This window comes from Methylobacterium sp. BE186, assembly GCF_031457035.1.
In the GTDB taxonomy this organism is placed as follows: domain Bacteria; phylum Pseudomonadota; class Alphaproteobacteria; order Rhizobiales; family Beijerinckiaceae; genus Methylobacterium; species Methylobacterium segetis.
This window is the reverse complement of record NZ_JAVDVV010000007.1, coordinates 33,815-59,803: the sequence shown is the minus strand read 5'-3', so window position 1 is coordinate 59,803 and position 25,989 is coordinate 33,815. Positions and strand designations below refer to the sequence as shown.

Here is a 25,989-nt window from a genome sequence, read left to right as displayed (position 1 = left end):
TTCGCTCGAGCGCGTCGGCGCGTCCGGCGGGTCGACACGATCGCGAATTGGGGCGACGCCGGGTTTCGGCGATCGAGCGAGCCGGCGCACCGCCCCGACACCGGGCAACGATCGTTCGGGAATGAAGCTGTCGTCGTCGTGATCCGCCCCTTGGCCTCGCGCGGCGTCGGTGACACTCTCCGGCCGCGCCGCCGGCCCCCGCAAGGTCCGGGCGGCGGGGTATGGGGTCGATGCGCTCGCTCAAGGTCCGTTTCGCGCTGCTGCTGGGCAGCTCCGCCCTGCTCGTCGTCCTCGCGGCCGCCGGCGCGCTCTGGTCGATCGCGGCGACCGAGAGCACCCTCGACCGGACGCTCGCCGCCCAGCACCGGCTCGAACTCCTCGCGGAACTGTCCGGCCGCCTGACCCAGTTCGGCCTCGCCGCCCTCGAGACGGTGAGCGGCTCCGAGGCGCAGCCGGAAACCTTCTCGATCGCCCGCACCAACGTCGACCGGGCGCTGACCGCCGTCGACGAGGCGCTCGCCGCCACGATCATCGCCACGAACGACCCGCTCGACCGGACGCAATACGCGGCCCGCACCCGGCCCATGTCCCAGATCAGGGCCGCCCGGGTGATCCTCGACCGGCAGGTCGCGCAGATCGAGCGGCAACTCGACCCGGAGGCGCGCAAGAACGGCATCAAGGGCGCGCTCAACGGCTTCGGCGCCATGACGGGCCAGCCCCTCTCCTTCCTGATCGAGGCCGAGCGGCGCACCATGGTGCTCGGTTCCGAGCAGGCCCGCGCGCTGTCGCAGCGCCTGCGCCTCGCCGCCGGGGCGGCCGTGCTCGTCGCCTTCGGGATCGTGTTCGTGCTCTACCGCTCGGTGACGCGCCCGACGCTCGCACGCATCGCCGCGATCCGGAAGGCCGCGGGTGCCGTGGGCGGGGGCGAACTCGACACGCGGCTCTCGGTGGCGACCCGCGACGAGCTCGGCCTGCTCGTCGCGAACTTCAACCGCATGGCCGCCCGCCTCTCCCGGCGCGAGGGCCGCCTCGCGGCCGACCGGGCCGCGCTGGAGGACACGGTCGAGGCGCGCACCGCCGATCTGCGCGCCGCCAACGCGCGGCTGGAGGCGGTCGACCGGTCCCGCCGCCGCTTCTTCGCCGACGTCAGCCACGAATTGCGCACGCCGCTCACCGTCATCCTCGGCGAGTGCGACCTCGCCGCCCGGCAGGCCGGGCGCAGCGTCGATTACGGACCCGTCTTCGCCACCATCCGCAAGCGGGCCCAGCGCCTGAAGCTGCGGGTGGAGGATCTGCTGCGGGTCGCCCGCTCGGAATCGGGCCAGATCGAGCTGGAGCGCCGCGCCGTCAGCGTGGCCTCGATCCTCGCCGAGGCCGTGGACAACGCCGCCTCCGAGGCCGCGCGCCGCCGCGTCGCCCTCGACCTGGAGCCGGGCTCGCGGGATTGCGAGGTGCTGGCCGACCGGGAATGGCTGCGGCAGGTGGTGGAGAGCCTGATCGACAACGCCCTGCGGCATGCCACCGGCGCGACGCGCGTCACGGTGGCCCTGCGCGCCGAAGAGGTCGCGCCCGGCCACGCGACCATCACGGTCAGCGACGACGGGCCGGGCTTCGGGGCGTCGGAGGCCGAGCTGTTCGAGCGCTTCCGGCGCGGGGACCGTCCGGCGGAGACGGGTTTCGGCATCGGCTTGGCACTGGCGCGGTGGGTGATTGAGCATCATGATGGGACGATCCGCCTCGGGCGGGGCGAGGGCGGACGGGGCGCGCGGGTGACGCTGACCCTGCCCGCCCTCGACCTCGCCGACGTCGAGAATCAGGGGCGGGACACACGGGAGAGCGCCGCATGACGCGGGTACTGATCGTCGAGGATGACAGCGACATCCGCGCCATGCTGGCCCGCGGTTTGGAGGCCGAGGGCTTCTCCGTCGGCATGGCGGGCTGCGTCGGGGACGCCCTGACCGCCGCCCGGGACGACGCGCCGGAGGCGGTCGTCCTCGACATCACCCTGCCGGACGGGTCCGGCCATGACGTCTGCCGGTCGCTGCGCGAGGGCGGCTATCCCGGCCCGATCCTGTTTCTCAGCGCCCGCGACGAGGTGCGCGACCGCGCGGAGGGACTGGCGCTCGGGGCGGACGACTACATCGTGAAGCCGTTCGTCTTCGACGAGCTCGTCGCCCGGCTCCGCACCCACCTTCTCCGCCGAAAGGAATCGGACGAGCCGCGGACCATCGTCACTGCCGGCAAGCTCACCCTCGACCTCAACACCCGGCAGATGAATTTCGGGGATGCGTCAGCACGCCTCACGCCCCGCGAAGCGGAACTCCTCGCCATGCTGATGGACCAGGCGAACAAACCCGTCTCGCGTGGCGACATCTTCGACAAGCTGTGGGCGAGCCAGGGCGGCCTGTCCCTGAATGTCGTCGATGTCTACGTGGGTTACCTCCGATCCAAGATGGCGGATTTCGTGCGGTTCGGCGGCCCAATCCTGGTCACCGTGCGCGGCCGCGGGTTCATGCTCGACCTGCGCGGGCAGGACTACCGACATTGATCCTCGCGGCCTCGTGACGGTGCATTTCTGGGAGCATCTGGCAATTTAGCGCTTGAAGAGTCGGCCGGAATTGCCGATATAGCTCGCGCAGCAGAAATCACTGCGCCGTCAGTATCTTAGGATCCTCTTAAGGAGGTTTCGAAAGGGATTGGCGATCGAAAAGAACTTGGAGAAACACCATGAAGTGGGCAGCCCCCGTCGTTTCCGAGATCTGCGTCGGCATGGAAGTCACGAGCTACGAGTCGGCCGAGATCGACACCTTCCACTAAGGTGATGCGCCGGACCGAGGGTCGCAGGCTGCGTGAGAGCTTTCCATGCGTGTCGTGATCCTCGGTTCGGCTGCCGGCGGCGGCCTTCCTCAGTGGAATTGCCGCTGCCCCATCTGCTCGCTCGCGCGAGCCGAGCCGGAGCGCGTCAGGCCGCGCACCCAGTCGAGCATCGCGGTCTCCCCTGACGGAACCGACTGGCTCCTGGTGAATGCCTCGCCGGACATCCGGCAGCAACTCTTCGACAATCCCGTGCTGCATCCGCGCGAGGGCCTGCGCCACTCGCCGATCCGCGCCGTCCTCCTCACGAACGGCGACGTCGACCATGTGACCGGGCTGCTGACCCTGCGCGAGGGACAGCCCTTCACCCTCTACGGCACGAACGGGATCCTCGGCTCGGTCAACGACAACCGCGTCTTCGACGTGATGGCGGCCGACGTCGTGAGGCGCGAGGCGATCTCGCTCGATCAGACCTTCGAGCCCGTCGCGGGCCTCTCCGTCACCCTCTTCTCCGTGCCGGGCAAGGTGCCGCTCTGGCTCGAGGACGAGACGATGCAGATCGGCGCCGAGACCGAGACCACGGTCGGCGCCATGATCGAGGCGGGGGGCAAGCGCCTCGCCTACATCCCCGGCTGCGCCCGCGTCACCGACGGCCTGAGGGCGCGGATCGAGGGCGTCGACGCGCTCCTGTTCGACGGCACCGTGCTGCACGACGACGACATGATCCGGGCCGGCGTCGGCACCAAGACGGGGTGGCGCATGGGCCACGTGCCGATGCGCGGCGAGGGTGGCTCCGTGGAGGCGCTCGCTCCGGTCGCCATCGGCCGACGCATCTTCGTGCACATCAACAACACGAACCCGGTCCTGGTCGAGGGCTCGTCCGAGCGCGCGGACGTCGAGTCCGCTGGCTGGACGGTTGGCCATGACGGGCTCGCGCTGACGCTCTGAATCATCCGTCCGGCGAGTGCCGGATTGGAATTTTAGTGCAGAAGGTTTATATTGGACGCGATATAATCGCGCGGATGAGGCGGTGGCTCATCGGCCCGCCCCGCCCCATCTTGATAACGGTTCCAGGAAACGCGACTCGAAGACGGACGCTTGGATACGCCATGACCGCAGCCTTCCCGACCCCCGCTGCCGACGAGACCCAGCGGCTGCTCAGCCCCGAGGAACTGGAGGCGGCGCTCCGCGACATCGGCGCCAAGCGCTACCACAACTTGCACCCGTTCCATCGTCTTCTTCACGACGGCAAATTGAACGAGGATCAGGTCCGGGCCTGGGCTCTCAACCGCTACTATTATCAGGCGATGATCCCGGTGAAGGACGCCGCGGTGCTCGCCCGGATGACGGACGCGTCCCTGCGCCGCGTGTGGCGCCAGCGCATCGTCGATCACGATGGCGACCATCCGGGCGACGGCGGCATCGAGCGCTGGCTGAAGCTTGCCGAGGGCGTCGGCTTCGAGCGCGACTACGTGCTCTCGACCAAGGGCATCCTCTCGGCGACCCGCTTTTCGGTCGATGCCTACGTGCATTTCGTCTCCGAGCGCTCGCTGCTCGAGGCGATCGCCTCCTCGCTCACCGAGATGTTCTCGCCGACGATCATCTCCGAGCGCGTCTCGGGCATGCTGAAGAACTACGACTTCATCACGAAGGACACGCTCGCCTATTTCGACAAGCGCCTGACCCAGGCCCCGCGCGACGCGGACTTCGCCCTCGACTACGTGAAGCAGCACGCCACCACCCCGGCCCTGCAGCGGCAGGCGATGGCGGCCCTCACCTTCAAGTGCAACGTCCTCTGGACGCAGCTCGACGCCCTCTATTTCGCCTATGTCGCGCCCGGCATGACCCCGCCCGACGCGTGGCGCCCGGGCGAGGGTCTGGTGGCCGAGATTGCGGCCGTCCCGCAGGCGGCCGGCACCGGCAAGGTCGAGGCCGGCGACGTCCCGCGCCTGCCCCGCGGCGTCCGGATGCGCTTCGACGAGACGCGGCAGAAGCACGTCCTGCTCGCGCCCGAGCGGACCTTCGACCTCGACGACAACGCGGTCGCCGTCCTCAGCCTCGTCGACGGCAGCCGGACGGTCACGGATATCGCGATCAAGCTCGGCGAGACCTACGCCGCCGACCCGAAGCTGATCGAGGCCGACATCCTCGTGATGCTGAACGACCTCGCGACCAAGAGGGTGCTGGAGCGATGAACGCGATCACGCCGAGCCGTCAAGCGGTCCCTGCCCCGGTCGGGCTCCTGGCCGAGCTGACCCACCGCTGCCCCCTGCGCTGCCCCTATTGCTCGAATCCGCTGGAGCTCGACCGCCGCTCGCGCGAGCTCGACACGCAGACGTGGCAGCGGGTGCTGACGGAGGCCGCTGCGCTCGGCGTGCTCCACGTTCACCTCTCCGGCGGCGAGCCGACGGCCCGCAACGACATCGTCGAGATCACCGAGACCTGCGCGAAGCTCGGCCTCTACTCGAACCTGATCACCTCGGGGGTCGGCGGGGCGCTCGACAAGCTCCAGGCCCTCTACGATGTCGGGCTCGACCACGTGCAGCTCTCGGTCCAGGGGGTCGACGCGGCGAATGCCGAGAAGATCGGCGGGCTGAAGAACGCGCAGCCTCAGAAGATGCTCTTCGCCGAGAAGGTGACGAGCCTCGGCCTGCCGCTGACGCTCAATTCCGTGATCCACCGCGGCAACATCCACGAGGTCGAGGGGTTCATCGACCTCGCGGTGAAGCTCGGCGCCAAGCGGCTCGAAGTGGCCCACACCCAGTATTACGGCTGGGCCTACGTGAACCGCGCCTCCCTGATGCCCAACAAGGCCGACGTCGACGCCTCGATCCGCATCGTCGAGGCGGCCCGCGAGCGCCTGAAGGGCCAGCTCGTCATCGATCTCGTCGTGCCGGATTACTACGCGAAATACCCGAAGGCCTGCGCGGGCGGCTGGGGCCGCAAGCTGATGAACGTCACGCCGCAGGGGAAGGTTCTGCCCTGCCACGCGGCCGAGACGATTTCGCACCTTGAGTTCTGGTACGTGACGGAGCATTCGCTGGGCGACATCTGGGCGAACTCCCCCGCCTTCACCGCCTATCGCGGCACCGACTGGATGCAGGAGCCCTGCCGCTCCTGCGACCGCCGGGAGAAGGATTGGGGCGGGTGCCGTTGCCAAGCGCTCGCGCTGGCGGGCGACGCGGCGGCGACCGACCCGGCCTGCTCGCTCTCTCCGCTCCACGCCAAGGTGCGGGCGCTGGCAGCGGAGGAGGCGGCGGAGAACCCGCCCGACTACGTCTATCGGACGATCGGCAGCAACGTCCGGTCGCCGCTGAAGGAGGAAGCGAAGCTGTGAGGATCCTGACGACCGCGGCCTGTCTCGTCCTGCTCGCCGCGCCCGTGCTCGCTCAAACGGCGCCGGCGCAAGCGCCCGCCGCCGAGAAGGTCAATGCCGGAAGCCCGCCGGCCGCCGCCGACCTGCTCTTCGAGCAGCCGCAGATGAAGAACACCACGCCCGGCACGACGCTCACCTACGCGTATCTGCGCCGCTCCGGCATCGCCAAGGGGCCGTTCGGGCCGACCCTCAACGACACGATCAAGCTGAAGCTCGAGCCCGGCAAGGGCGCCGACGACCGCACCATCCGCGTCGAGATGTTCTCGGGCCAGAACCGCTTTCCGGCCGGCCCCTTCGAGGACATGCCGGGCAATCCGGTCATGACGCTCTTCCTGGAGCATCACCTGATGGCGCTCGCCAAGGTGCTGGAGGCGAACCCGCGCTATCTCAAGAACGCGATCCGCAAGGGCCTGCGCGACGGCGCCACAGTGACCCCGACGAAGGTGACCTACCAGGGTCAGGAAGTCGACGGCTGGCGCATCCAGACCAAGCCCTTCGAGGGCGACAAGCTCGCCGACCGGATGCGCGGCATGGCGAACATGACCTACACCTTCGTCACCTCGCCGGCCGTGCCGGGCGAGCTGGTCTCGATCGAGGCCCAGTCCAAGAACGCCGAGGGCGGCGAACTCCTCGAGGAGCGGTTGAGCTATGATCAGAAAGCTGGCTGAGCGCGGCGCGTTCGCGGGGCTCGTTCTCGCGGCTCTGGTCGGGCCGGGTCTCGCGGCTGCGGATCTCGAGAACGACTACCCGACCGAGGCGCGGGCCGACTACGTGTTCGGCTGCATGGCGGCGAATGGGCAGACCCGCGAGGCGCTCCAGCGCTGCTCCTGCTCCCTCGACGCCCTCGCCTCGATCCTGCCCTACGACAAGTACGTGCAGGCGAGCACGGTTCTGTCCATGCGCCAGGGCATCGGCCAGCGCTCGAACGAGTTCCGGTCGACCAAGATGTTCGACGACAAGGTCGCGGAACTGCGCCGCGCCCAGGCCGAGGCGGAGATCCGCTGCTTCCGCGGCTGAGCGAGCCGGCACCCCGCGCCACTCTCGGGAACGGGCCATCGTCGCGTGGCCCTTCCCCGTTGCCTCCCCGGCCGCTTTCGTCCAAACCCGGGCGCTTCCGGGGCTGCGACGCCCCGCTCGTGCAGGGCCCCGCGTTTTACCGTGAGCGACACATCCTCCGCCCTCGCCCGCCTCCTGCCCGGCCTCGGCCAGCGGACGCTCGTGATGGGCATTCTCAACGTCACGCCGGACTCGTTCTCGGACGGTGGCCGCTTCCTGGGCGAGGACGCCGCGACGGCTCAGGCGGACGCCCTCGTCGCTGAGGGCGCCGCCCTCGTCGATATCGGCGGGGAATCGACCCGCCCCGGCCACACTCCGGTGACCGCCGAAGAGGAACAGGCCCGCGTCCTGCCGGTCATCAAGGCGCTCGCCTCCCGCCTGCCGGTTCCGATCTCGATCGATACCTACAAGGCCTCGACCGCCGAGGTCGCGCTGCAGGCGGGCGCTCGGATCGTCAACGACGTCTGGGGCCTCCAGCGCGAGCCCGACATCGCCCGCGTCGCCGCCGCGCACGGCGCGCCCGTCATCGTCATGCACAACCGCGAGACGATCGACGCCAGCCTCGACATCGTTGACGACATGCGGCTCTTCTTCGAGCGCTCTCTCGCCATCGCCCGCCGCGCCGGCATCCCGGATGCCGACATCGTCCTCGATCCCGGCATCGGCTTCGGCAAGAGCTGGGAGCAGCATCTCGAAGCCCTGCGGCGCCTGCCCGAGATCCGGGCCCTCGGCTTCCCGCTCCTCGTCGGCGTCTCGCGCAAGTCGCTCCTCGGGCGGCTGCACGACCGCGAGACCCGGCCCGTCGACCGCCTGCACGGGTCGATCGCGGCGCACGTCCTCGCCGGCACCCTGGGGGCGGACATCGTGCGCGTGCACGACGTCGCCGCCCATATCGACGCGATGCGCGTGGTCGACGCCGTGATGCGGCGGGACGCCCGCTGATGGCGGACCGCATCCTCGTCCACCGCATTGCTGTCTACGGCTATCACGGCCTCCTCGCGGAGGAGGCGCGGCTCGGGCAGCGCTTTTACATCTCCCTCGATGCCCGCCTCGACCTGAGCGCGGCGGGCCGCTCGGACGACGTTGCGCAGACCGTCAGCTACGCGGACCTGACCGAGATCGCGGTCGGGATCGCGATAGGACAGCGCTTCGCCCTGATCGAGGCGCTGGCCGAGGCGATCGCGGAGGCCGCCCTCGCGCGATTTCCGCCTCTCCTCTCGATCACCGTCCGGGTCGACAAGCCGAGCGCGCCGGTGCCGGCGGTGATCGAGGGTGTCAGCATCGAGATCACGCGCGGAAGGGCCGCCGGATGAACCATCAGGCCTATCTCGGGCTCGGCAGCAACATCGGCGACAAGCGCGCGAATCTCGAAGCCGCCGTCGAGGGGCTTCGCGCCCGGCGCGGTATCCGGATCACCGCGCGCTCGCGCGACTATCGCACGCCACCCTGGGGGGACACGGACCAGGACTGGTTCCTCAACGCCGCGATCGGCATCGAGACCGACCTGAGCCCCCACGACCTCCTCGAAGCCTGCCTCGCCACGGAAGCCGCCCTCGGGCGCGTGCGCGAGCGCCGCTGGGGCCCGCGCGTGATCGACATCGATGTCCTGTCCTATGCCGGTGCCGAGGTCTCGGACGAGCGCCTTGTCCTGCCCCACCGCTACGTCCGCGAGCGGGCCTTCGTGCTCGTGCCCCTCGCCGAGATCGCCCCGGACCTCGTCATCGGTGGCGAGACCGTCGCAGAGGCGCTGGCAAAGCTCGACGCCACTGGCATCACGCCGGTCTGACCGGGGAGCGGATATGCGAAGGGCCGGAACGCTGTCCCGGCCCTCGCCTCAGTTCTTCTCCGGCTCGAGGAGCTTGTTCTCCTCCTCCTGCAGGAGCGGCACCTGATACTCCCGCAGCACCTGCTCGATGTCGGCGCGGCGCTTGCGCAGGATGGTGTTGAGGGTCCGCTTCCAGTCGTTCTCCTCGTGCCGCACCCCCATCGAGATGCGGAAGGTGAGGGCCGGACGGTCGGGCTCCTGCAGAAGAGGGACCACGTCCATCTCGACCCCGCTCTGCTTGGCGAGCCAGCCCGCGGCCGGGCCCCAGAGGATTGCGGCGTCGAGCTTCTTCTCGGCGAGATCCGCGATGACCTCGGCCGCCACGGTCTGGTGCTTGCGCGAGGGATCGAGCTGATAGGGCGCGTAGGCCTTCATCACGCTGACGAGGCCGAGATCGCCCATACGGCTCACCGGCGGCGTGCCGGCGATGACGCCGATCGCCTTGCCCTTGAGCTTCGGGTCATCGAGGCGCGTCACGCCCGCGAGGTCGCCCTTTCGCGAGACCAGCGTGTAGGCCGAGCGGTAATAGGGGTTGGTGTTCTGCACGAGCTCGGCACCCGAGGCGGAGCCGATGATGAGGTCGCACAGGCCGGTGCCGAGTGTGTTCCGGACGAAGCCCGGCCCCTGAGTCAGCCAGTAATAGCGGAGCTTGACCTTGAGTTCGTCCGCGACGATCGCGGCGATCTTGTTCTCGAAACCATCCTCCTTGCGCTGGGAGAACGGCATGTTGCCCGGGTCGCCGCAGACGCGCAGAACGTCCGTCGTGACGAGGTCGGGCAGATGCTGCGCGGCGGCGTCCCGCGCTCCTGCTGATCCGAGCAGGAGCGCGAGCGTGGCAGCGAGAAGCCGGCTGGAGCGGGACATTAACCGCCCAGGCACTCCTTCTCGGTCGTCTTGACCGCCTCCGGCTTCTCTTCCTTCTCGCCCGGGCGGGCACGGCCCCAGGCGCCGGCGGCGCGGGCCTTCAGGTAGACGTAGAGGTCGTCGGCGTAGCACATCACGTTCTTGTTATCGCCGAAGGCCGGCATGACCTTCTCCTGGCCGGCCTCGGTGTCGCGCTTTCCGCCGGCGAGAATGCCGATGAACTCCTCGTAGGAGAGGCGCTTCAGCGAATCCTTGAGAGCGGGGGCGTAGGTCGAGCCCATCGCGTCCGGGCCGTGACAGACGTGGCACTCCGCGTGATAGCGGCGGTAGCCGGAATACAGATACCAGTCGACCTTCTTGCCCTCGTTGGTGACGCGGAAGGTCGGGTGACCCTGACTGTCGAGATACTTGCCGTCGTCCACCTTCACGGCAGCGTCGCGAGCCAGGAGCTTCTCGTCCTTCTCCTTGTCGTTCGGATTCAAGGAGTTGGCGAGGGCGGGATCGGCAGCGGGCTTGGCATCCTCAGCATGTACGGCGACCGATGAGACGGCCGCTAGGGCGAGGGCAGCCACGATGGGCCGCAGGACGGTGTTGCTGAGGTAATGCAAGAGACGTTTCTCCCTGAGACACCCGGCCGGACCGGGATCTGTGCCCGGCCGCTCTTCCTTACTTACAAGACATCTAAATCATAAGGATGCCGGCGCGGAAACCCGCGCCGGCACCCGTTTCATGCTGATCCTCTGCGACCGATTAGTTCGGCAGCGTGAAGACGGTCAGCTGACCACCGAGGTTGGTGTAGTTCGACAGAGCCGCGTAGCCGCCGACCGCGCCGAGACCGGCATTCGGATCGGTCAGGCCCGCCGCCAGGCCGATGCCGGCCCAGCCGCCGACACCCGACAGGACGCCGACATACTGCTTGCCCTTGTGCTGGTAGGTCATCACGTTGCCGATGATGCCCGACGGGGTCTTGAACTTGTACAGTTCCTTGCCCGTCTTCGAGTCGACCGCCTTCAGGTAGCCTTCCAGCGTGCCGTAGAAGACCACGTCACCGGCGGTGGCGAGCGCGCCCGACCACACCGAGAACTGCTCCGGGTTCGACCACTTGATCTTACCGTTCACACCGTCCCAGGCGATGAAGTTGCCCATGCCGCCATGCGAGTTGGGGGCCGGGTACATCGACAGGGTCGCGCCGACATAGGGCTGGCCCGGGGTGTAGGACACCTTGAAGGGCTCGTAATCCATGCAGACGTGGTTGGTGGGCACGTAGAACAGCTGTGTCTTCGGCGAGTAGGCCGCGGGCTGCTGGTCCTTCGAACCGAGGGCGGCCGGGCAGATGCCCTTCGAGTTCACGTCCTCGCCGTTCTGCTCGGTCGAGTATTTCGACACGACCAGCGGGCGGCCGTAGGTCTTCGAACCCTTGTCCATGTCGACCTTGGTGGCCCAGTTCACCACCGGATCGTACTTCTCGGCGACGACGAGTTCGCCGGTCGCGCGGTCGAGGGTGTAGCCGAAGCCGTTGCGGTCGAAGTGGGTCAGCAGCGGACGCTCCTTGTCGCCGACCTTCTGGTCGGAGAGGATCATCTCGTTGATGCCGTCGTAGTCCCACTCGTCGTGCGGGGTCATCTGGTAGACCCACTTGGCCATGCCGGTGTCCGGGTTACGCGCCCAGATCGTCATCGACCACTTGTTGTCGCCCGGACGCTGCTTCGGGTTCCAGGTCGAGGGGTTGCCCGAGCCGTAATACATCAGGTCGAGCTTCGGGTCGTAGGAGAACCAGCCCCAGGTGCAGCCGCCGCCCGTCTTCCACTGATCGCCTTCCCAGGTCTTCAGCGAGGAATCCTTGCCGACCGGCTTGCCGAGCGAGGTGGTCTTCTCGGGATCCATGATCATGTCGGCGTCCGGGCCCTGGGAGTGGCCGCGCCACACCTTCTTACCGGACTTCAGGTCGTAGGCGGTGACGTGGCAGTTCACGCCGAACTCGCCGCCCGAGATGCCGACGATGACCTTGTCCTTCACCGGTAGCACGGTGGCGGTGTTGGTCTCGCCCTTCTTCGGGTCGCCGTTGACGACCGACCAGTTCACCTTGCCCGACTTGGCATCGAGCGAGACGAGGGTGGTGTCGGCCTGGTGCAGCAGGATGGCGCCGTCGGCATAGGCCAGGCCGCGGTTGACCGTGTCGCAGCACATGACCGGGATCACGGACGGGTCCTGCTTGGGCTCGTACTTCCAGACGATCTTGGCGTCGTGGTCGAGGTCGAGCGCGTAGACGATGTTGGGGAAGGGGGTGTGCACGTACATCATGTTGCCGACGACGAGCGGGGAGCCCTCGTGGCCGCGCAGCACGCCGGTCGAGAAGGTCCAGGCGACCTGGAGGTTCTTGACGTTGCCGGCGTTGATCTGGTCGAGCTTCGAGTAACGGGTGTTGGCGTAGTCAACCGTCTGAAGCACCTGCTGAGCAGGATTGTTGATTTCTTTGATGAGGTTTTCGTTGGCGATGGCCGGGGCCGCAGCCGCCATGCCAGCACCGAGTGCGAGAAGATGGACCGCTCTCATGGATTCCTCCGACAGATCTTAAATCCCCGCGCGCAATCTTTCTGATTACGAAGGAGGACCTGACCTGTTGTTTGCGACAGGGATCAAAGCTCCGATAGCGGGCAGTTGAGTCGGGGGCCGCGAGGCCACCGAGCCAGAAGCCACCATCCCTTTGGCGACCTCCTCGAAACCGAAGCTTGAACGAACTCTAAGAAAAATTTGGCCGCCGTCAACTCGCTTGCGGGCTCCAAAAACGGGTCCCGTTCAAGTCCTAGTGACCCGCGCGCGGGGGATCGATCGTCTATCGCTCTGCAATACGAATTGTTGCAGTGCAAAACAAAAGTCTTGCCCTACAAAGTTACTTTTCAGTTCCCCAGCTTCGGCTCATGACGATGCTGCATGGACGAGACGCGAAAGCGCCACCGCCATGCTCGGTGCGAGGGAGGCGTGCCCGCCGCGGAGGCACCGGCCGCGTTCAGGAGAGTTCGGCAAAGAATGCATTGCAAAATGCCCAAGCTTGCGTTCGGGACCCGCAGAGGCCCGCCGAACGCGTCGGACCGTCGCGACCGGGGCGTTTGGCGGGCCTCTGCGGCGAGACGGCGCAGACACGTCGCGCGCTCGAACCGAGCCCGTTCTTCCAAGGACCTGTGGAGGAGCGGACCGCGAGCCGCCCCCTGAGTACCTCGTGAGAGCGATTTCGGCGCGACTCAGCGCGTCAGGTGCGCTGGAGGCCGGCCTTCACCTTGTCGGGCGTGAACGGCACTGAGCGCAGGCGCGCGCCGCTCGCATCGAACACGGCGTTCGAGATCGCGGAGGAGACGATGGCGGCCGAGGGTTCGCCGGCACCCCACGGCTTGTCGCGCGGCCGGTCGATCAGGTCGATCGCGATCTCCGGCACCTCGGGGAAGGTGAGGATCGGGTAGCTCTCCCAGTCGAGGCTCGTCACGCGGGAGCGGTCGAAGGTGACCTCCTCCTTGAGCGTGCGGCTGACCGTCTGGATGATGTTGCCCTCGATCTGGTTGCGCACCCCGTCCGGGTTGATGATCTGGCCGCAATCCTGCGCCACGCAGAACCGGGTGACCCGGATGGCGCCTGTCCGGCGCTCGACCTCCACCTCGGCGATGGCCGCCACGTAGGTCCGGTAGAGTTCGTACTTCACGTAGGAGAGGCCGCGCCCGCGCAGGATCTCGCCGTCCTGCTGGCGCGGCGAGGGCCGGCTGTCCCAGTTCGCGAGGGCCGCGGCCCGTCGCAGCACCGTGATCCCGCGCTCGTCGCTCAGGCTGCGCAGCCGGAATTCCAGCGGGTCGACGCCTGCGGCGGCGGCGAGTTCGTCCAGGAAGGATTCGTTGGCGAAGGTGTTCTGCATCCGCCCCGGCGTCCGGATCCAGGAGGGACGCAGCGGCGTCTCGGCGAGCCGGTGGCAGACCGTGCGCACATTGGGGAAGGCGTACGGCACCCCGGAATTGTGGATGATGTTCCCGGGCGCGTTGTTCGTCTCGTGCGGCAGGCCCGCGAGGCTCGCGGCGACGAGCGGCACGTTGCCGGCCGCGCCGTCGGGGATGAAGAACTCGGAGGCCCAGGCCGCGACGTTCCCCTCCCCGTCCAGGCGGGCCGAGAGGTCGATCAGGGTCGGCGGCCCCTTCGGGTCCCAGCCATGCTCGTCGGCCCGCGACCATTGCACCCGCACCGGATGGCCGACTGCGCGGGCGAGCAGCGCCGCATCGCCCGCCGCGTCCTCGTGCCCGTTTCGGCCGTAGCAGCCCGAGCCCTCGATGTAGATGCAGCGCACGTCGTCGAGGGGCAGGCCCATCATCGCGGCGAGCTGCTTGCGGAGGGCGTGCGTCATCTGCGACGCCGTCCAGACGCTGAGCTTGCCCTCGCTCAGCATCGCCACCGCGCAGGAGGGGCCGATCGAGCCGTGCGTGTGGATGGCGAAGTCGTAAGTCGCCTTGAGAATCCTGCCCTCGCCCGGCAGAGAACCGACGGCGTCGCCGACATTCATGGTGACGTCGTCCTTGACGATTCGGGTGCCGCGGACGTGCTCCCAGAGGCGAGCCTGGTCGGGCAGTTCCTCGGCTTCCGACCAGCGCGCCTGGACTTGGCGCGCGGCCTTGATCGCCGCCCACTCGGTGCGGGCGACGATGCCGAGGAAGTTGCCCTCGCGCACGATCCGGATCAGGCCCGGCACGTCGCGCACCGAGGTCTCGTCGACGCTCTGGAGCTGCGCCCCGATCGCCGGCGGGCGCACCACGCGCCCGTGCAGCATGCCGGGGAGCCGGAAATCCTGCATGTAGGCGAAGCGTCCGGCGATCTTCTCCGGGATGTCGAGGCGCTGCACGGACCGGCCGACCAGGGTGTAGCTCCCCGGGTCCTTCGGCGCGGCCTCCTTGTCGACCTTGAGGGAGAAGCGTCCGTCCTTCAGGAGCTCGCCGTAGGCGACGCCCTCGCCGCCTCCCTTCGGACGCACGATCCCGGCCTCGGTCTCGAGGTCCTCGCGCTTGCGGCCGAGGCGCTCGGCGGCGAGCGTCAGGATCTGGCGGCGCGCGGTGGCGCAGGCGAGGCGGATCTGCATGCCGCCGTTCTGGATCGACAGGCTGCCGTAGGTGGGACCCTGGTCGGGGGTGAGCGCCGTGTCCCCCTGGACGAGGGTGACGTGGTCGAGGGGCAGGTCGAGCTCCTCGGCCGCCATCTGGATCAGGGCCGTCCGCACGCCCGTGCCGAGATCGACCTTGCCGGAATAGATGGTGGCGAAGCCGTCGCGGCTGAGCGCCAAGAAGGCGTCGACCTCCTCCGGCGAGACGGGCTTGGAGGGCGCGGTCGCCGAGGCGGCGTGCGCCGGGCCCTGACCGCTCAGGGCGAAGCCGACGACGAGGGCGCTGCCCTTCAGGAGCGCGCGGCGGGAGAGGTTCATCGCGACCATCGTCCCCTCCCCTACAGGCTCGCCGAGGCGCGCTCGACCGCGCGCACGATTCTCAGATGCGTGCCGCAGCGGCAGAGATTGCCGGCGAGCGCCTGCAGGATCTCGGCGCGGCTCGGCTTCGGGTTCTGCGCCAGCAGCGCGGCCGATTGCATGATCATGCCGTTGATGCAGTAGCCGCACTGGGCCGCCTGCTCTTCCACGAAGGCCGCCTGCAGCGGATGCGGCGTGCCGCTCGTCGCGAGACCCTCAAGCGTCACGACCTTCTGCCCCGGCTGCAGCGCCGAGAGCGGAGTCGTGCAGGAGCGGACAGCCTGTCCGTCGACGTGAACCGTGCAGGCGCCGCACTGGCCGAGGCCGCAGCCGAAGCGCGGACCACGCAGCTCCAGCTCGTTGCGCAGCACGTAGAGGAGAGGGGTGTCCGGATCGTCGGGGGAGACGGTGACGGCGCGGCCGTTCACGGAAAGGGATATGGGCTTGCCCATCGCGGCTCCTCGCACCGTCCCCGGCGCGCCTGTCGGGTTCAGATTGAATACAATCTTCCGCGCCGAGGTAGAGACCCGATCGCGGGTGAAGGTCAAGATTCAGCGGGGCTGCACCCCGCGTGAGCCGCTCGACGTGCCGCGCCCCTCCCCCGGACGCTCAGAGGCCGCTCAGCAGCCCCGTGCTCTCGAACTCCGCGACGTCGCCGACGAGGTCGGTCAGCGCGATGTCGATGCGCCGGCCGTTCTTGAGGCGCAGCACGGAATCCGGCTCCAGCCAGATCGGGCGCAGTCCGACGGGGCTGCCGACCAGGGTGCCGTGGGCGACGATGCTGCCCTGGCGGCGCTCGATCACCACCCTGTAGCGCACCCGGACGGGTTCGCAGCCCACGGCAGAGACGTGGCCGCGTCCCGTCAGCGTCTGCAGGACTTCGTTCGGTTCGTACATCGGGCCGGGATACGCGGGAGAGGTGCGGGACGTTCCGGCAATCAACTTGCCGATTAATCCCGGCACCGCAACCGGTCACCGGTCCCGGAGGCCCGAATGATCCTCAAGAATGAGCGAGATCATCCCACGTCGCGAACGACCACGCGCCCTCGCTCGATCGAGAGGGCGAGGCGCCCGCTCTTCAGGGCGAGGGCCTTCTCGCCGAACAGCCCGCGGCGCCAGCCGTGCAGGACCGGCACGTCGGCCTCGTCGTCGTCCGCGAGTGCCTCCAAATCGTCGACGGTCGCGATGATCTTCGGGGCCACGCCTTCCGCCTCGCAGACGGCCTTGAGCAGCACCTTGAGCAACTCGACGAGGGCACCATTGCCGCCGCCGCCGCGCCCGCGGCTGCGCTCGGGCATGGCGATCTCGCCGGTGTCGCGGGCGAAACCCCGCTCGACCGCGGCGAGGATCTCGGCGCCCGTGCGCGAGCGTTCGAAGCCGGCGGGGATCGAGCGCAGGCGGCTCAGCGCCTCGACGCTGCGGGGGGCGGACGTGGCGACGTCGATGACCGCCTCGTCCTTGAGGATCCGTCCCCGCGGGACGTTGCGGGTCTGCGCCTCGCGCTCGCGCCAGGCGGCAACCTCCATCAGCACCGCGATCTCGCGGGGCTTGCGCATCCGCCCGGAGAGCCGGCGCCAGGCCTGGGCAGGGTCGGCCCGGTAGGTCTCGGGCGAGGTGAGCACGCCCATCTCCTCGTCGAGCCACGCGCCACGGTCGGTCTCGACGAGCTGCCCCGCCAGCACCTCGTAGATCTTCACGAGATGCGTCACGTCGGACAGGGCGTAGGCGAGCTGAGCGTCCGAGAGCGGCCGCCGGGACCAGTCGGTGAAGCGGGACGACTTATCGATCTTGGCCTTGGCCACGTCGTTGACGAGCTGCTCGTAGGAGACCGAGTCGCCGTAGCCGCAGACCATGGCCGCGACCTGCGTGTCGAAGAACGGGTGCGGCAGGATCTCGCCCAGCATCCAGATGATCTCGAGATCCTGCCGGGCCGAGTGGAACACCTTCACCACGCCCTCGTCGGCCATCAGGTCGACGAAGGGCTTCAGGTCGATCTTGGGCGCCAGCGGGTCGACGAGCACCGCCGTGCCGTCCGGCCCCGCCATCTGGATCAGGCAGAGCTTCGGATAGTACGTGGTCTCGCGCATGAACTCCGTGTCGACGGTCACGAAGGGCTGTGCGGCCAGGCGGGTGCAGGCGTCGGCGAGCGCCGACGTGGTGGCGATCAGGTCCATGGCCCGGCTATATCGAAGGTTTGTCGGGAAAGGGAGGCGCGGCGCGCGCGAAGTCCCCGCAATTTCAAGCGCGTCCGTCAGGCCGCCTGACGCCCCGGGCGGCTCTTCAGGCGTCGCATCGCCGCAGACCGCTCCCGGCGCTGCGCCTCGGCCCGAGCGAGGAGCAGGTCGAGGATGCCGGCCTCGACGCGCTGCCCGGTCGCCCCGTCGGTCAGCCGACGGATCCGGTCGACCCGGAAACCGCGATAGCCGCCGCGCCCGCGGTCGATGCCGCCGATGAGCGTCCGGCCGGGGCCGAGCTTCAGCTCGCGCGCCTCCAGCCGGCGCGCGCTCCAAGCGCCGTTTCCGTCCTCGTAGACGAGCTCGAAGCTTCCTTCGAGCGGCAGGACGCGCCACGCGCCTTCCTGCCGCTCGGCCGGACGAGGCTCGGGCCGCGCCTCCGGAAAGGCCTCGTCGGCCTGCCCGCCCGGGGCAGCCGCGGAGGCGAAAAAAGCGTGCATGTTCATGGGACTTATATGGGATCGCCGGGTGCGAATCGGAAGGGCTGGCCCCTGCGCATGGCGCGGGTCTCCCGGCTTCGCGGAGCCTTCCGCTTGACTTCCCTCCCCCCGCGTGAATGGTGCCGGCCTCCCACCCGAAGAAGTCCGCCATGCACCGTTATCGTACCCATACCTGTGGGCAGCTCCGCCCGTCCGACGTCGGCGGGACCGTCCGCCTGTCCGGCTGGTGCCACCGCATCCGCGACCACGGTGGCGTGCTCTTCATCGATCTGCGCGACCATTACGGCCTGACGCAATGCGTGGTGGATTCCGATTCCAAGGCGTTCAAGGCCGCCGAGAGCGTGCGCTCTGAGTGGGTGATCCGCATCGACGGGCGCGTGCGCACGCGGCCCGCGGGCACCGAGAATGCGGAACTGCCCACCGGCGCGGTCGAGGTCTACATCGACGATCTCGAAGTGCTGGGCGCCGCCGCCGAGCTGCCGCTCCCCGTCTTCGGCGACCAGGAATATCCGGAGGAGACGCGGCTCAAGTACCGCTTCCTCGATCTTCGGCGCGACAAGCTCCACGCCAACATCATGAAGCGCGGCGCGATCGTCGATTCGCTCCGCCGCCGGATGCGCGAGGGCGGGTTCTTCGAGTTCCAGACCCCGATCCTGACGGCCTCGTCGCCGGAAGGGGCCCGCGATTACCTCGTGCCCTCCCGCGTCCACCCGGGCAAGTTCTACGCGCTGCCGCAGGCGCCGCAGCAGTTCAAGCAGCTCACGATGATCGCGGGCTTCGACCGCTATTTCCAGATCGCGCCCTGCTTCCGCGACGAGGATGCGCGCGCCGACCGCAGCCCCGGCGAGTTCTACCAGCTCGACATCGAGATGAGCTTCGTCACGCAGGAGGACGTGTTCCAGGCGGTCGAGCCGGTGCTGCGAGGGGTCTTCGAGGAGTTCGCCGAGGGCAAGCGCGTGACGGCGAAATTCCCGCGCATCACCTACGCCGACGCCATGATGAAGTACGGCGTCGACAAGCCGGATCTGCGCAACCCGCTGATCATCGCCGACGTCACCGACGAGTTCGGCGAGGATTCCGTCGAGTTCAAGGCGTTCAAGGGCGTCATCAAGTCGGGCGGCGTGGTGCGCGCCATCCCCGCGACGGGTGCCGCGGGCCAGCCCCGCTCCTTCTTCGACAAGCTGAACGACTGGGCCCGCTCGGAAGGCGCGCCCGGGCTCGGCTACATCGTGTTCGAGGAGGAGGCCGGCCAGCTCTCCGGCAGGGGCCCGATCGCCAAGTTCATCCCCGCCGAGATCCAGGCGTGCATCGCCGCGAAGGCCGGCGCGAAGGCGGGCGACGCCGTGTTCTTCTCCGCCGGCCCTGAGCCGAAGGCGGCCGCGCTCGCCGGCAAGGCCCGCATCCGCATCGGCGACGAGCTGAACCTCTCGGACAAGGATCAGTACGCCTTCTGCTGGATCACCGATTTCCCGATGTACGAGTGGAACGAGGAGGAGAAGCGCATCGACTTCTCGCACAACCCGTTCTCGATGCCGAACTTCGACCATGACGCCTTCCTGAAGCTCGGGGCGGAGGACGAGGCGACGATCCTCGGCATCAAGGCGTTCCAGTACGACATCGTCTGCAACGGCACCGAGCTGTCCTCGGGCGCGATCCGGAATCACAAGCCCGAGATCATGGAGAAGGCGTTCGGGCTGGCCGGCTACGGGCGCGATGTGCTGGAGGCGAAGTTCGGCGGCATGCTGAACGCGCTGCGCCTCGGCGCCCCGCCCCACGGCGGCATCGCGCCGGGCGTCGACCGTATCGTCATGCTCCTGTGCAACGAGCCCAACATCCGCGAGGTGGTGCTCTTCCCCATGAACCAGCGCGCGGAGGACCTGATGATGGGCGCCCCCTCGGAGGCGACGCCGAAGCAGCTGCGCGAGCTTCACATTCGCCTGAACCTGCCCGAGAAGAAGGGCTGAGCCTCTGTCCGTAGCCGGAACCGCGGATATCTCGGAGGCAGCCGGGTAATCGCGTCCGGTCGCCGGGTCTGCGCGATGCCGCCTCACGTGCCGTCTGCCGGCCCCCTCGCCCTCCTCGCAGCCGCGGCGCTCGTGCTCGCGGCGGCGCCCGCGGGGGCGGCCCAGCCGAAATCCTGTCGCCCGACGCTCGGCGAGTATCGGGCGCTCAAGCCCGGTTTCAGTTACGCCGAGGCCAGCGCGCGGCTCGGCTGCGGCGGGCGGCGGGAGACTGCTCTGAAGGTCGGCACGCTGCGCCGGTCGACCTATAGCTGGATGGGGCGGGGAAGCTACGGCGCCAATCTGAACCTGACCTTCGTCAACGACCGCCTGATCGACACGTCGCAGCTCGGGCTGCGCTAGGGATCGAGGCGGCTGGGGCCGAGCCGGACCGTCCATCCGGGAAGCCTCCGGGAGTGACCGTGCCGAGCCTCGTCGCGATCGTCGTCGCCCACGACAGCGCCCACGCCCTTCCGGACTGCCTCGCCGCGCTCGCCGCCGAGCACGTCCCGGCGATCGTCGTCGACAATGCGAGCCGCGATGACTCGGTGAGGATCGCGGAAGCCGCCGGTGCCCTGGTCATCCGCAACAGGTGCAACGAGGGCTTCGGCCGTGCGAACAACATCGGTGCGCGGGCAGCGGAGCATGCGGCGCGCATCCTCATCCTCAATCCGGATCTCGTCCTTCAGCCCGGCGCGGCCGACGCGTTGCTGCGCGCCGCCGACGCCTATCCGGACGCCGGGCTCCTCGCCCCGCGCCTCGTGGAGCCGGACGGCCGCGTCTTCTTCCAGCCCCGCTCGCTGCTCTCGCCCTACCTGCCGAACCCGAAGGGGCGTCTCGCCCTGCCGGAGGGCAACGTCTGCGCGCCCTTCCTCTCAGGAGCCTGCCTGATGGCGGAGCGCGAATTCTTCCTTGGCCTCGGCGGCTTCGACGAGAACATCTTCCTGTTCTACGAGGATGACGACCTCTGCCGCCGGGTCGCGGATGCGGGCCGCGCGCTCGTGCACGTCGATGCCGCCGTGGCGAGCCACGGACGGGGCCGCTCCTCAGTTCCCGAACCCGGCCGGGTGTTCCGCACCCGATGGCACCAATCCTGGTCGCGAGCCTACGTCAGCCGCAAGTACGGGCTGCCGGACCCGAGCCCTCGCACCGTGGCGGTCAACGGCGCGAAGCTCGCCCTGTCGCGCATCGCGCTTCGCCGCGCATCGTGCGAGCGCTATGCCGGCTCGGCCGCGGGCGCCCTCGCGGCCATGCGCGGCGAGACCGCGCTCGCGAAGGAGGGCTTGGCCGGATGAGCAGGTCTAGGGCCGCGCGGCTGCCGTGACCGCGCTGCCCCCTTCCGCGGCGCGCGACCTCGCCGTGCGCCTCCTGTGCGGGCACGGTTTCGTGATGCGCGCCGGGAACGAGCGTGGCGACACCCTCTATCTCGCCCGCGCGGGAGAGGCGTGGCTGGTGCGGGTATCGAACCACGCCCGCACGGCGCTGCAACGCGCCCGCCGCCGGGATATCCTGACGAGCCTCGTGATCCGCGAGCCGCGGACGCCCGCCCAGGTCGAGACCCTCGTCGCGGCCGCGATGCGGGACTTCGACGCCGAGCGGCGCAGGCGAGCGGATCAGCCCTCGGCCGAGCCGTCGCGGAAATAGGGCTCGACCGCTCCCTTGAGCTTCACGGTCATCGGGTTGCCGGCGCGGTCGAGGGTCTTTCCGGCGCTGAGGCGCACCCACCCCTCGCTGACGCAATATTCCTCGACGTTGGTCTTCTCGACGCCCTTGAAGCGCACCCCGACGCCGCGCTCCAGCGCCTTCTCGTCGTAGAAGGGGCTGTTCGGATTGACCGCGAGGCGGTCCGGAGGCGTGTCGGGCGTGGCGTCGGACATAGGGCTGGTCTCGTCTGCGTCGGATTTCAGCGCCTACGGGATTCAGGGCCGCCCTGCAACGGCGCCGAGAGCCGCGATGAGCGCGTCCGCCCGGGGCGATTGCAGCAGCGGGACGAGGGAGGCGACGTGCTCCGGCGGCAGGTCCCACCACGCGCAGGCGAGCAGGGCCTCGACCGTCTCCGGATCGAAGCGATGGCGCACGATCCGGCTCGGGTTGCCGACGACGATCGCGTAGGGCGGCACGTCGCGGCTGACGACGGCGCGCGCCCCGATCACCGCCCCGTGCCCGATCGTGACCCCGGGCAGGATCAGGCATCCGGAACCCAGCCAGACATCGTGCCCGATCACCACGTCGCCGCGGGAAACTTGGTAGTCCTGGGGCGCCTCGACATCGGGCCAGAGGGCCGTCATCGCCGCGAACGGATAGGTGGAGATCCACTCCGTCCGGTGGCCGCCGCCGAGCAGGATCTCGGCATCATCCGCGATGGAACAATAGCGCCCGATCGTCAGGTGCCGCCCCGACTTCGCGAAGCGCACCCGGGGCCGCCCGTAAGAATAGGCGCCGATGGAGAAACCGTGCTTCCGGGCGAGACGGCGCAGGTGGATGCGGGTCTCGTTGTGCGGGTTGCGCGCATTCCGCAAGCGGTGCAACAGAACTTTCAAGCGGCGCGCCCCGTCCCGGCGCGGGCAGGCACCGTGCCGAGACACGGCGAGCAGGGAGAGAGGGCCATGGCCGACAACATGTCCGAGGATCTCAAATCCGGGGCGCTCGTCTATCACCGTCTGCCCCGTCCCGGGAAGCTCGAGATCCAGGCCACCAAGCCGCTGGGCAACCAGCGCGACCTCGCCCTCGCCTATTCTCCCGGCGTCGCCGCCGCCTGCATGGCGATCCACGACGACCCGCAGGAAGCGGCGACCCTGACCATCCGCCAGAACCTCGTCGCCGTGCTCTCGAACGGCACCGCCGTGCTCGGCCTCGGCGATATCGGACCGCTCGCCTCGAAGCCCGTGATGGAGGGCAAGGCCGTCCTGTTCAAGAAGTTCGCCGGTATCGACGTGTTCGATATCGAGGTCGACGAGCACGACGTCGACAAGCTCGTCGACGTGGTCTGCGCGCTGGAGCCGACCTTCGGCGGAATCAACCTCGAGGACATCAAGGCGCCCGAGTGCTTCGAGGTGGAGGAGCGCTGCCGGGCGCGGATGAACATCCCGGTCTTCCACGACGACCAGCACGGCACCGCGATCATCGTGGCGGCGGCCGTGCTCAACGGGCTCGAACTCGCCGGCAAGCAACTGGCGGACGCCCGCATCGTGACCTCCGGCGCCGGCGCGGCGGCGATCGCCTGCCTCAACCTCCTCGTCTCGCTCGGGGCCAAGCGCGAGAACATCACCGTCACCGACATCAAGGGCGTGGTCTTCAAGGGCCGCACCGAGCTGATGGACCGCTGGAAGGAGGTCTACGCCCAGGAGACCGAGGCGCGCACGCTCGCCGACGTCATCGCGGGAACGGACGTCTTCATCGGCCTCTCGGCGGGCGGCGTCCTCAAGCCCGAATACCTGGAATCGATGGCGGAGAACCCGCTCATCATGGCGCTCGCCAACCCCTACCCCGAGATCATGCCGGACCTCGCGCAGGAGAAGCGCCCCGATGCGATGATCTGCACCGGGCGGTCCGACTTCCCGAACCAAGTCAACAACGTCCTCTGCTTCCCCTACATCTTCCGAGGGGCGCTGGACGTCGGTGCCACCTCGATCAACGAGGAGATGAAGAAGGCTGCCGTGAAGGCGATCGCGGCGCTCGCCCGCGAGACGCCCTCCGACGTCGTGGCCCGCGCCTATGGCGGCGAAGCCCGGCCCTTCGGCCCCCGCTCTCTGATCCCGAGCCCGTTCGACCCGCGCCTGATCCTGCGCATCGCCCCGGCCGTGGCGAAGGCGGCGATGGATTCGGGGGTCGCCGGGCGGCCGGTGGCCAACATCCAGGCCTATGCCGAATCCCTCGACCGGTTCGTGCACCGCTCCGGCTTCATCATGAAGCCGCTCTTCTCGAAGGCGAAGGAGGACCCGAAGCGGGTCATCTACGCCGAGGGCGAGGACGAGCGGGTGCTGCGCGCCGTCCAGGCCATCGTCGAGGATGGGGTCGCCAAGCCGATTCTCGTCGGCCGCCCGCGGGTGATCGAGACCCGCCTCAAGCGCTTCGGATTGTCCCTGCGCCTCGGTGAGGATTTCGAGCTGATCGATCCAGAGGACGATCCGCGCTACCGCAAATACGTGCAGACCTACCTCGACGTGGCCGGCCGCCGCGGCATCACCCCGGACGCCGCGCGCACGGTGGTGCGCACCAACACGACGGTGATCGGCGCGATCGCGGTCCATCGCGGCGAGGCGGACGCGCTGATCTGCGGCCTGGAGGGCCGGTTCGAGACGCGGCTGCGGGCGATCCGCGACATCATCGGGCTCAATCCCGGCGTGACCGAGTGCGCCGCGATGAGCCTGATCGTCACGAAGAAGGGGGCCTACTTCCTCGCCGACACCCATGTCCGGCACGACCCGACCGCGGAGGAGATCTGCGAGGTGGCGATCGCCTGCGCGAACCACGTGACGCGCTTCGGGCTGACGCCGAAGATCGCGCTCCTCAGCCACTCCGATTTCGGCCAGTCGGATTCCGCCTCGGCCCGGAAGATGCGCCATGCCCTCGGGCTGATCGAGAAGCGCGCACCGGACATCCAGGTCGACGGCGAGATGCAGGCCGATTCCGCGATGTCGGAATTGGTGCGCGACCGGGTGCTGCCGGGCTCGCGGCTCAAGGGGGCGGCCAACGTCCTCATCTTCCCGAATCTCGACGCGGCCAACATCGCCTTCCAATTCGCGAAGGTCCTGTCCGACGCGCTGCCGGTGGGTCCGCTCCTGATCGGGCCGTCGAAGCCCGCCCACATCCTCACGCCGTCCGTGACGGCCCGCGGCATCGTCAACATCACCGCCGCGGCGGTGGTCGAGGCCCAGGCCGGCGGCCCCCTCCGGGTCGAGGAGGGCGGCGAGTCCGGCGCCGGGATGATCTCGGAATAGGAAATCACCCTAAAACGGTGGAGCCCCGGGCGTCGGCCCGGGGCTCCGGTCTTTCAGTCGAGCCCTCGCCTCAGAGCCGGTATCCCTCCGGCTTCACGGCACCGAGGCGCCCGCCGAAGAAGGCCGCGAGCGCGCCGAGGACGAGGGCCAGCGCCGCGTAGAGCGCTCCCTGTGCCGCCGCGCTGCGGGTCGCCTCGGCGGCGGCCTGCGCCTTCTGCTTGGCCTCGGTCGCGGCCTGCTCGTACTGCTTCTGGTAGGTCTGGACCTGGGCCCGCGCCTGATCCACCGGGATGTTCTGCGCCTTGGCCAGCGCCTCCGCGGCCCGATCCTCGGCCTTGGCCTTCTCGCCGGCATCACCCGACAGATACGCGCGGATGGCGCCGACGGCCGCGTCGCGGAGCGCCGCCGGGTCCTGCCCGCCGGTGGATTGACGGACCTGCTGCTCGATTCCTTCGAGAGGGTTCGAGATCTTGTTCAGGTTCGGTGCCGCGACCTGGGCCGCCGTCTGCACCGAACTGCCGATCGCCTGACCCGCGCCGCCGATCGCGCTCGACACCGTGCCGAAGGCGCCACCGATCAGGCCGCCGACCGTCGAGGTGAGGAGATAGAGCACGACGAGGGTCGTCACTGCCCAGGAGACGAGGCCGTGATAGGCCGCGGTCGAACCGGACGCGCGCCCCGACAGACGCCCCGCGAGATAGCCGCCGATCAACGAGGCGACGATGCCGGATCCGACCCACCACAGGCCGGCCGTGAGGGAGGCCGTGCCGGCGCTCGGATTGCCCGCACCCGTGGTGCTGAGCGCCGACAGGCCGACCCCGAGGCCGATCATGTTGAGGATGATCTGCGCGACCAGGGCCGCGACGGCGCCGGCGAAAATCGCGCCCCAGGAGACCTGATGCAGCAGGACGGCACGGGCTTCGGCCGGTGCGACGGAGGACGAGAGGGCCAAGATGGA

27 protein-coding genes are annotated in these 25,989 nt (G+C 69.0%); 16 read left to right on the top strand and 11 right to left on the bottom strand.

Annotated elements, in window-relative coordinates:
• Window positions 1-230 precede the first annotated feature (230 nt).
• The 11 genes from J2X36_RS09815 (at window position 231) to folK (ending at window position 9,032) form a co-directional block, all read left to right on the top strand.
• Window positions 231-1,847: an ATP-binding protein gene (locus tag J2X36_RS09815; protein ID WP_132255928.1), complete on the top strand. Its 1,617-nt coding sequence runs from the start codon at window positions 231-233 to the stop codon at window positions 1,845-1,847.
• A complete protein-coding gene (locus J2X36_RS09810) occupies window positions 1,844-2,548 on the top strand; it encodes a response regulator transcription factor (protein WP_109892360.1) in 705 nt (234 codons plus the stop codon). Before J2X36_RS09815 ends, J2X36_RS09810 begins: the two co-directional genes overlap by 4 nt.
• Window positions 2,549-2,727: 179 nt before the next feature.
• A complete protein-coding gene (gene pqqA, locus J2X36_RS09805) occupies window positions 2,728-2,817 on the top strand; it encodes a pyrroloquinoline quinone precursor peptide PqqA (protein ID WP_109896664.1) in 90 nt (29 codons plus the stop codon).
• 45 nt (window positions 2,818-2,862) lie between these two features.
• The gene (pqqB, locus tag J2X36_RS09800; protein ID WP_310348992.1) at window positions 2,863-3,762 is read left to right on the top strand and encodes a pyrroloquinoline quinone biosynthesis protein PqqB; all 900 of its coding nucleotides are present in this window, start codon (window positions 2,863-2,865) and stop codon (window positions 3,760-3,762) included.
• A gap of 161 nt (window positions 3,763-3,923) precedes the next feature.
• Window positions 3,924-5,009, top strand: coding sequence for a pyrroloquinoline-quinone synthase PqqC (pqqC, locus tag J2X36_RS09795; RefSeq protein ID WP_310348989.1), 1,086 nt, complete (start codon window positions 3,924-3,926; stop codon window positions 5,007-5,009).
• Entirely contained in the window at window positions 5,006-6,151 is a 1,146-nt protein-coding gene (gene pqqE, locus J2X36_RS09790) for a pyrroloquinoline quinone biosynthesis protein PqqE (RefSeq protein ID WP_132255931.1), read from the top strand. The genes pqqC and pqqE overlap by 4 nt, the downstream gene beginning before the upstream one ends.
• Window positions 6,148-6,858, top strand: a complete 711-nt coding sequence (locus J2X36_RS09785) for a hypothetical protein (protein ID WP_310348985.1) — start codon at window positions 6,148-6,150, stop codon at window positions 6,856-6,858. The genes pqqE and J2X36_RS09785 overlap by 4 nt, the downstream gene beginning before the upstream one ends.
• On the top strand, window positions 6,839-7,207 hold the full coding sequence (locus J2X36_RS09780) for a hypothetical protein (protein ID WP_132255933.1): 369 nt from the start codon (window positions 6,839-6,841) through the stop codon (window positions 7,205-7,207). The genes J2X36_RS09785 and J2X36_RS09780 overlap by 20 nt, the downstream gene beginning before the upstream one ends.
• Window positions 7,208-7,411: 204 nt before the next feature.
• Window positions 7,412-8,188 carry a dihydropteroate synthase gene (gene folP / locus J2X36_RS09775; protein WP_207919269.1) on the top strand — a complete coding sequence of 259 codons (777 nt, stop codon included), beginning with the start codon at window positions 7,412-7,414 and terminating at the stop codon, window positions 8,186-8,188.
• On the top strand, window positions 8,188-8,559 hold the full coding sequence (folB, locus tag J2X36_RS09770) for a dihydroneopterin aldolase (protein WP_310348981.1): 372 nt from the start codon (window positions 8,188-8,190) through the stop codon (window positions 8,557-8,559). The genes folP and folB overlap by 1 nt, the downstream gene beginning before the upstream one ends.
• Window positions 8,556-9,032 (top strand): 2-amino-4-hydroxy-6-hydroxymethyldihydropteridine diphosphokinase, encoded by a 477-nt coding sequence (gene folK, locus J2X36_RS09765; protein WP_310348978.1) that lies wholly within the window; start codon window positions 8,556-8,558, stop codon window positions 9,030-9,032. Before folB ends, folK begins: the two co-directional genes overlap by 4 nt.
• Before the next feature lie 48 nt (window positions 9,033-9,080).
• On the opposite strand, the gene xoxJ is transcribed toward folK, so the two are convergent.
• From xoxJ to J2X36_RS09725, 8 genes are all read right to left on the bottom strand, one after another.
• Entirely contained in the window at window positions 9,081-9,935 is an 855-nt protein-coding gene (xoxJ, locus tag J2X36_RS09760) for a rare earth element methanol dehydrogenase accessory protein XoxJ (RefSeq protein WP_132255937.1), read from the bottom strand.
• The gene (locus J2X36_RS09755) at window positions 9,935-10,543 is read right to left on the bottom strand and encodes a c-type cytochrome, methanol metabolism-related (protein ID WP_132255938.1); all 609 of its coding nucleotides are present in this window, start codon (window positions 10,541-10,543) and stop codon (window positions 9,935-9,937) included. The genes xoxJ and J2X36_RS09755 overlap by 1 nt, the downstream gene beginning before the upstream one ends.
• 142 nt (window positions 10,544-10,685) lie before the next feature.
• Window positions 10,686-12,488, bottom strand: a complete 1,803-nt coding sequence (xoxF1, locus tag J2X36_RS09750; RefSeq protein ID WP_310348972.1) for a lanthanide-dependent methanol dehydrogenase XoxF1 — start codon at window positions 12,486-12,488, stop codon at window positions 10,686-10,688.
• A gap of 694 nt (window positions 12,489-13,182) precedes the next feature.
• A complete protein-coding gene (locus tag J2X36_RS09745; protein ID WP_310348970.1) occupies window positions 13,183-15,387 on the bottom strand; it encodes a molybdopterin cofactor-binding domain-containing protein in 2,205 nt (734 codons plus the stop codon).
• Between the two features lie 11 nt (window positions 15,388-15,398).
• Window positions 15,399-15,869, bottom strand: coding sequence for a (2Fe-2S)-binding protein (locus J2X36_RS09740; RefSeq protein WP_132253177.1), 471 nt, complete (start codon window positions 15,867-15,869; stop codon window positions 15,399-15,401).
• Between the two features lie 157 nt (window positions 15,870-16,026).
• Entirely contained in the window at window positions 16,027-16,314 is a 288-nt protein-coding gene (locus J2X36_RS09735; RefSeq protein WP_132253179.1) for a hypothetical protein, read from the bottom strand.
• Between the two features lie 119 nt (window positions 16,315-16,433).
• On the bottom strand, window positions 16,434-17,591 hold the full coding sequence (gene rnd / locus J2X36_RS09730) for a ribonuclease D (protein WP_132253181.1): 1,158 nt from the start codon (window positions 17,589-17,591) through the stop codon (window positions 16,434-16,436).
• A gap of 77 nt (window positions 17,592-17,668) precedes the next feature.
• The gene (locus tag J2X36_RS09725; RefSeq protein WP_132253183.1) at window positions 17,669-18,097 is read right to left on the bottom strand and encodes a hypothetical protein; all 429 of its coding nucleotides are present in this window, start codon (window positions 18,095-18,097) and stop codon (window positions 17,669-17,671) included.
• Window positions 18,098-18,240: 143 nt separating this feature from the next.
• On the opposite strand from J2X36_RS09725, the gene aspS reads away from it, so the two are divergent.
• The 4 genes from aspS to J2X36_RS09705 all read left to right on the top strand — a co-directional run bounded on the left by aspS (window position 18,241) and on the right by J2X36_RS09705 (window position 21,735).
• Window positions 18,241-20,055, top strand: a complete 1,815-nt coding sequence (aspS, locus tag J2X36_RS09720; RefSeq protein WP_310348964.1) for an aspartate--tRNA ligase — start codon at window positions 18,241-18,243, stop codon at window positions 20,053-20,055.
• An 87-nt stretch (window positions 20,056-20,142) separates the two neighbouring features.
• Window positions 20,143-20,454: a hypothetical protein gene (locus J2X36_RS09715; RefSeq protein WP_310348961.1), complete on the top strand. Its 312-nt coding sequence runs from the start codon at window positions 20,143-20,145 to the stop codon at window positions 20,452-20,454.
• Window positions 20,455-20,513: 59 nt separating this feature from the next.
• A complete protein-coding gene (locus J2X36_RS09710) occupies window positions 20,514-21,386 on the top strand; it encodes a glycosyltransferase family 2 protein (protein WP_310348958.1) in 873 nt (290 codons plus the stop codon).
• A 25-nt stretch (window positions 21,387-21,411) separates the two neighbouring features.
• A complete protein-coding gene (locus J2X36_RS09705; protein WP_310348955.1) occupies window positions 21,412-21,735 on the top strand; it encodes a hypothetical protein in 324 nt (107 codons plus the stop codon).
• Here the strand turns inward: J2X36_RS09705 and J2X36_RS09700 are convergent.
• Both J2X36_RS09700 and J2X36_RS09695 read right to left on the bottom strand, forming a co-directional pair.
• On the bottom strand, window positions 21,705-21,968 hold the full coding sequence (locus tag J2X36_RS09700; protein ID WP_132253193.1) for a DUF3297 family protein: 264 nt from the start codon (window positions 21,966-21,968) through the stop codon (window positions 21,705-21,707). The genes J2X36_RS09705 and J2X36_RS09700 overlap by 31 nt on opposite strands.
• A 42-nt stretch (window positions 21,969-22,010) precedes the next feature.
• Window positions 22,011-22,619: a CatB-related O-acetyltransferase gene (locus J2X36_RS09695; protein ID WP_310348951.1), complete on the bottom strand. Its 609-nt coding sequence runs from the start codon at window positions 22,617-22,619 to the stop codon at window positions 22,011-22,013.
• A 78-nt stretch (window positions 22,620-22,697) separates the two neighbouring features.
• Between J2X36_RS09695 and J2X36_RS09690 the strand changes: the two genes are divergently transcribed.
• Window positions 22,698-25,031: an NADP-dependent malic enzyme gene (locus J2X36_RS09690; protein ID WP_310348949.1), complete on the top strand. Its 2,334-nt coding sequence runs from the start codon at window positions 22,698-22,700 to the stop codon at window positions 25,029-25,031.
• 70 nt (window positions 25,032-25,101) lie between these two features.
• Here J2X36_RS09690 and J2X36_RS09685 read toward each other — a convergent pair whose 3' ends face one another.
• On the bottom strand, window positions 25,102-25,983 hold the full coding sequence (locus tag J2X36_RS09685) for a PhnA-like protein (RefSeq protein ID WP_245516514.1): 882 nt from the start codon (window positions 25,981-25,983) through the stop codon (window positions 25,102-25,104).
• Between the last annotated feature and the right edge of the window lie 6 nt (window positions 25,984-25,989).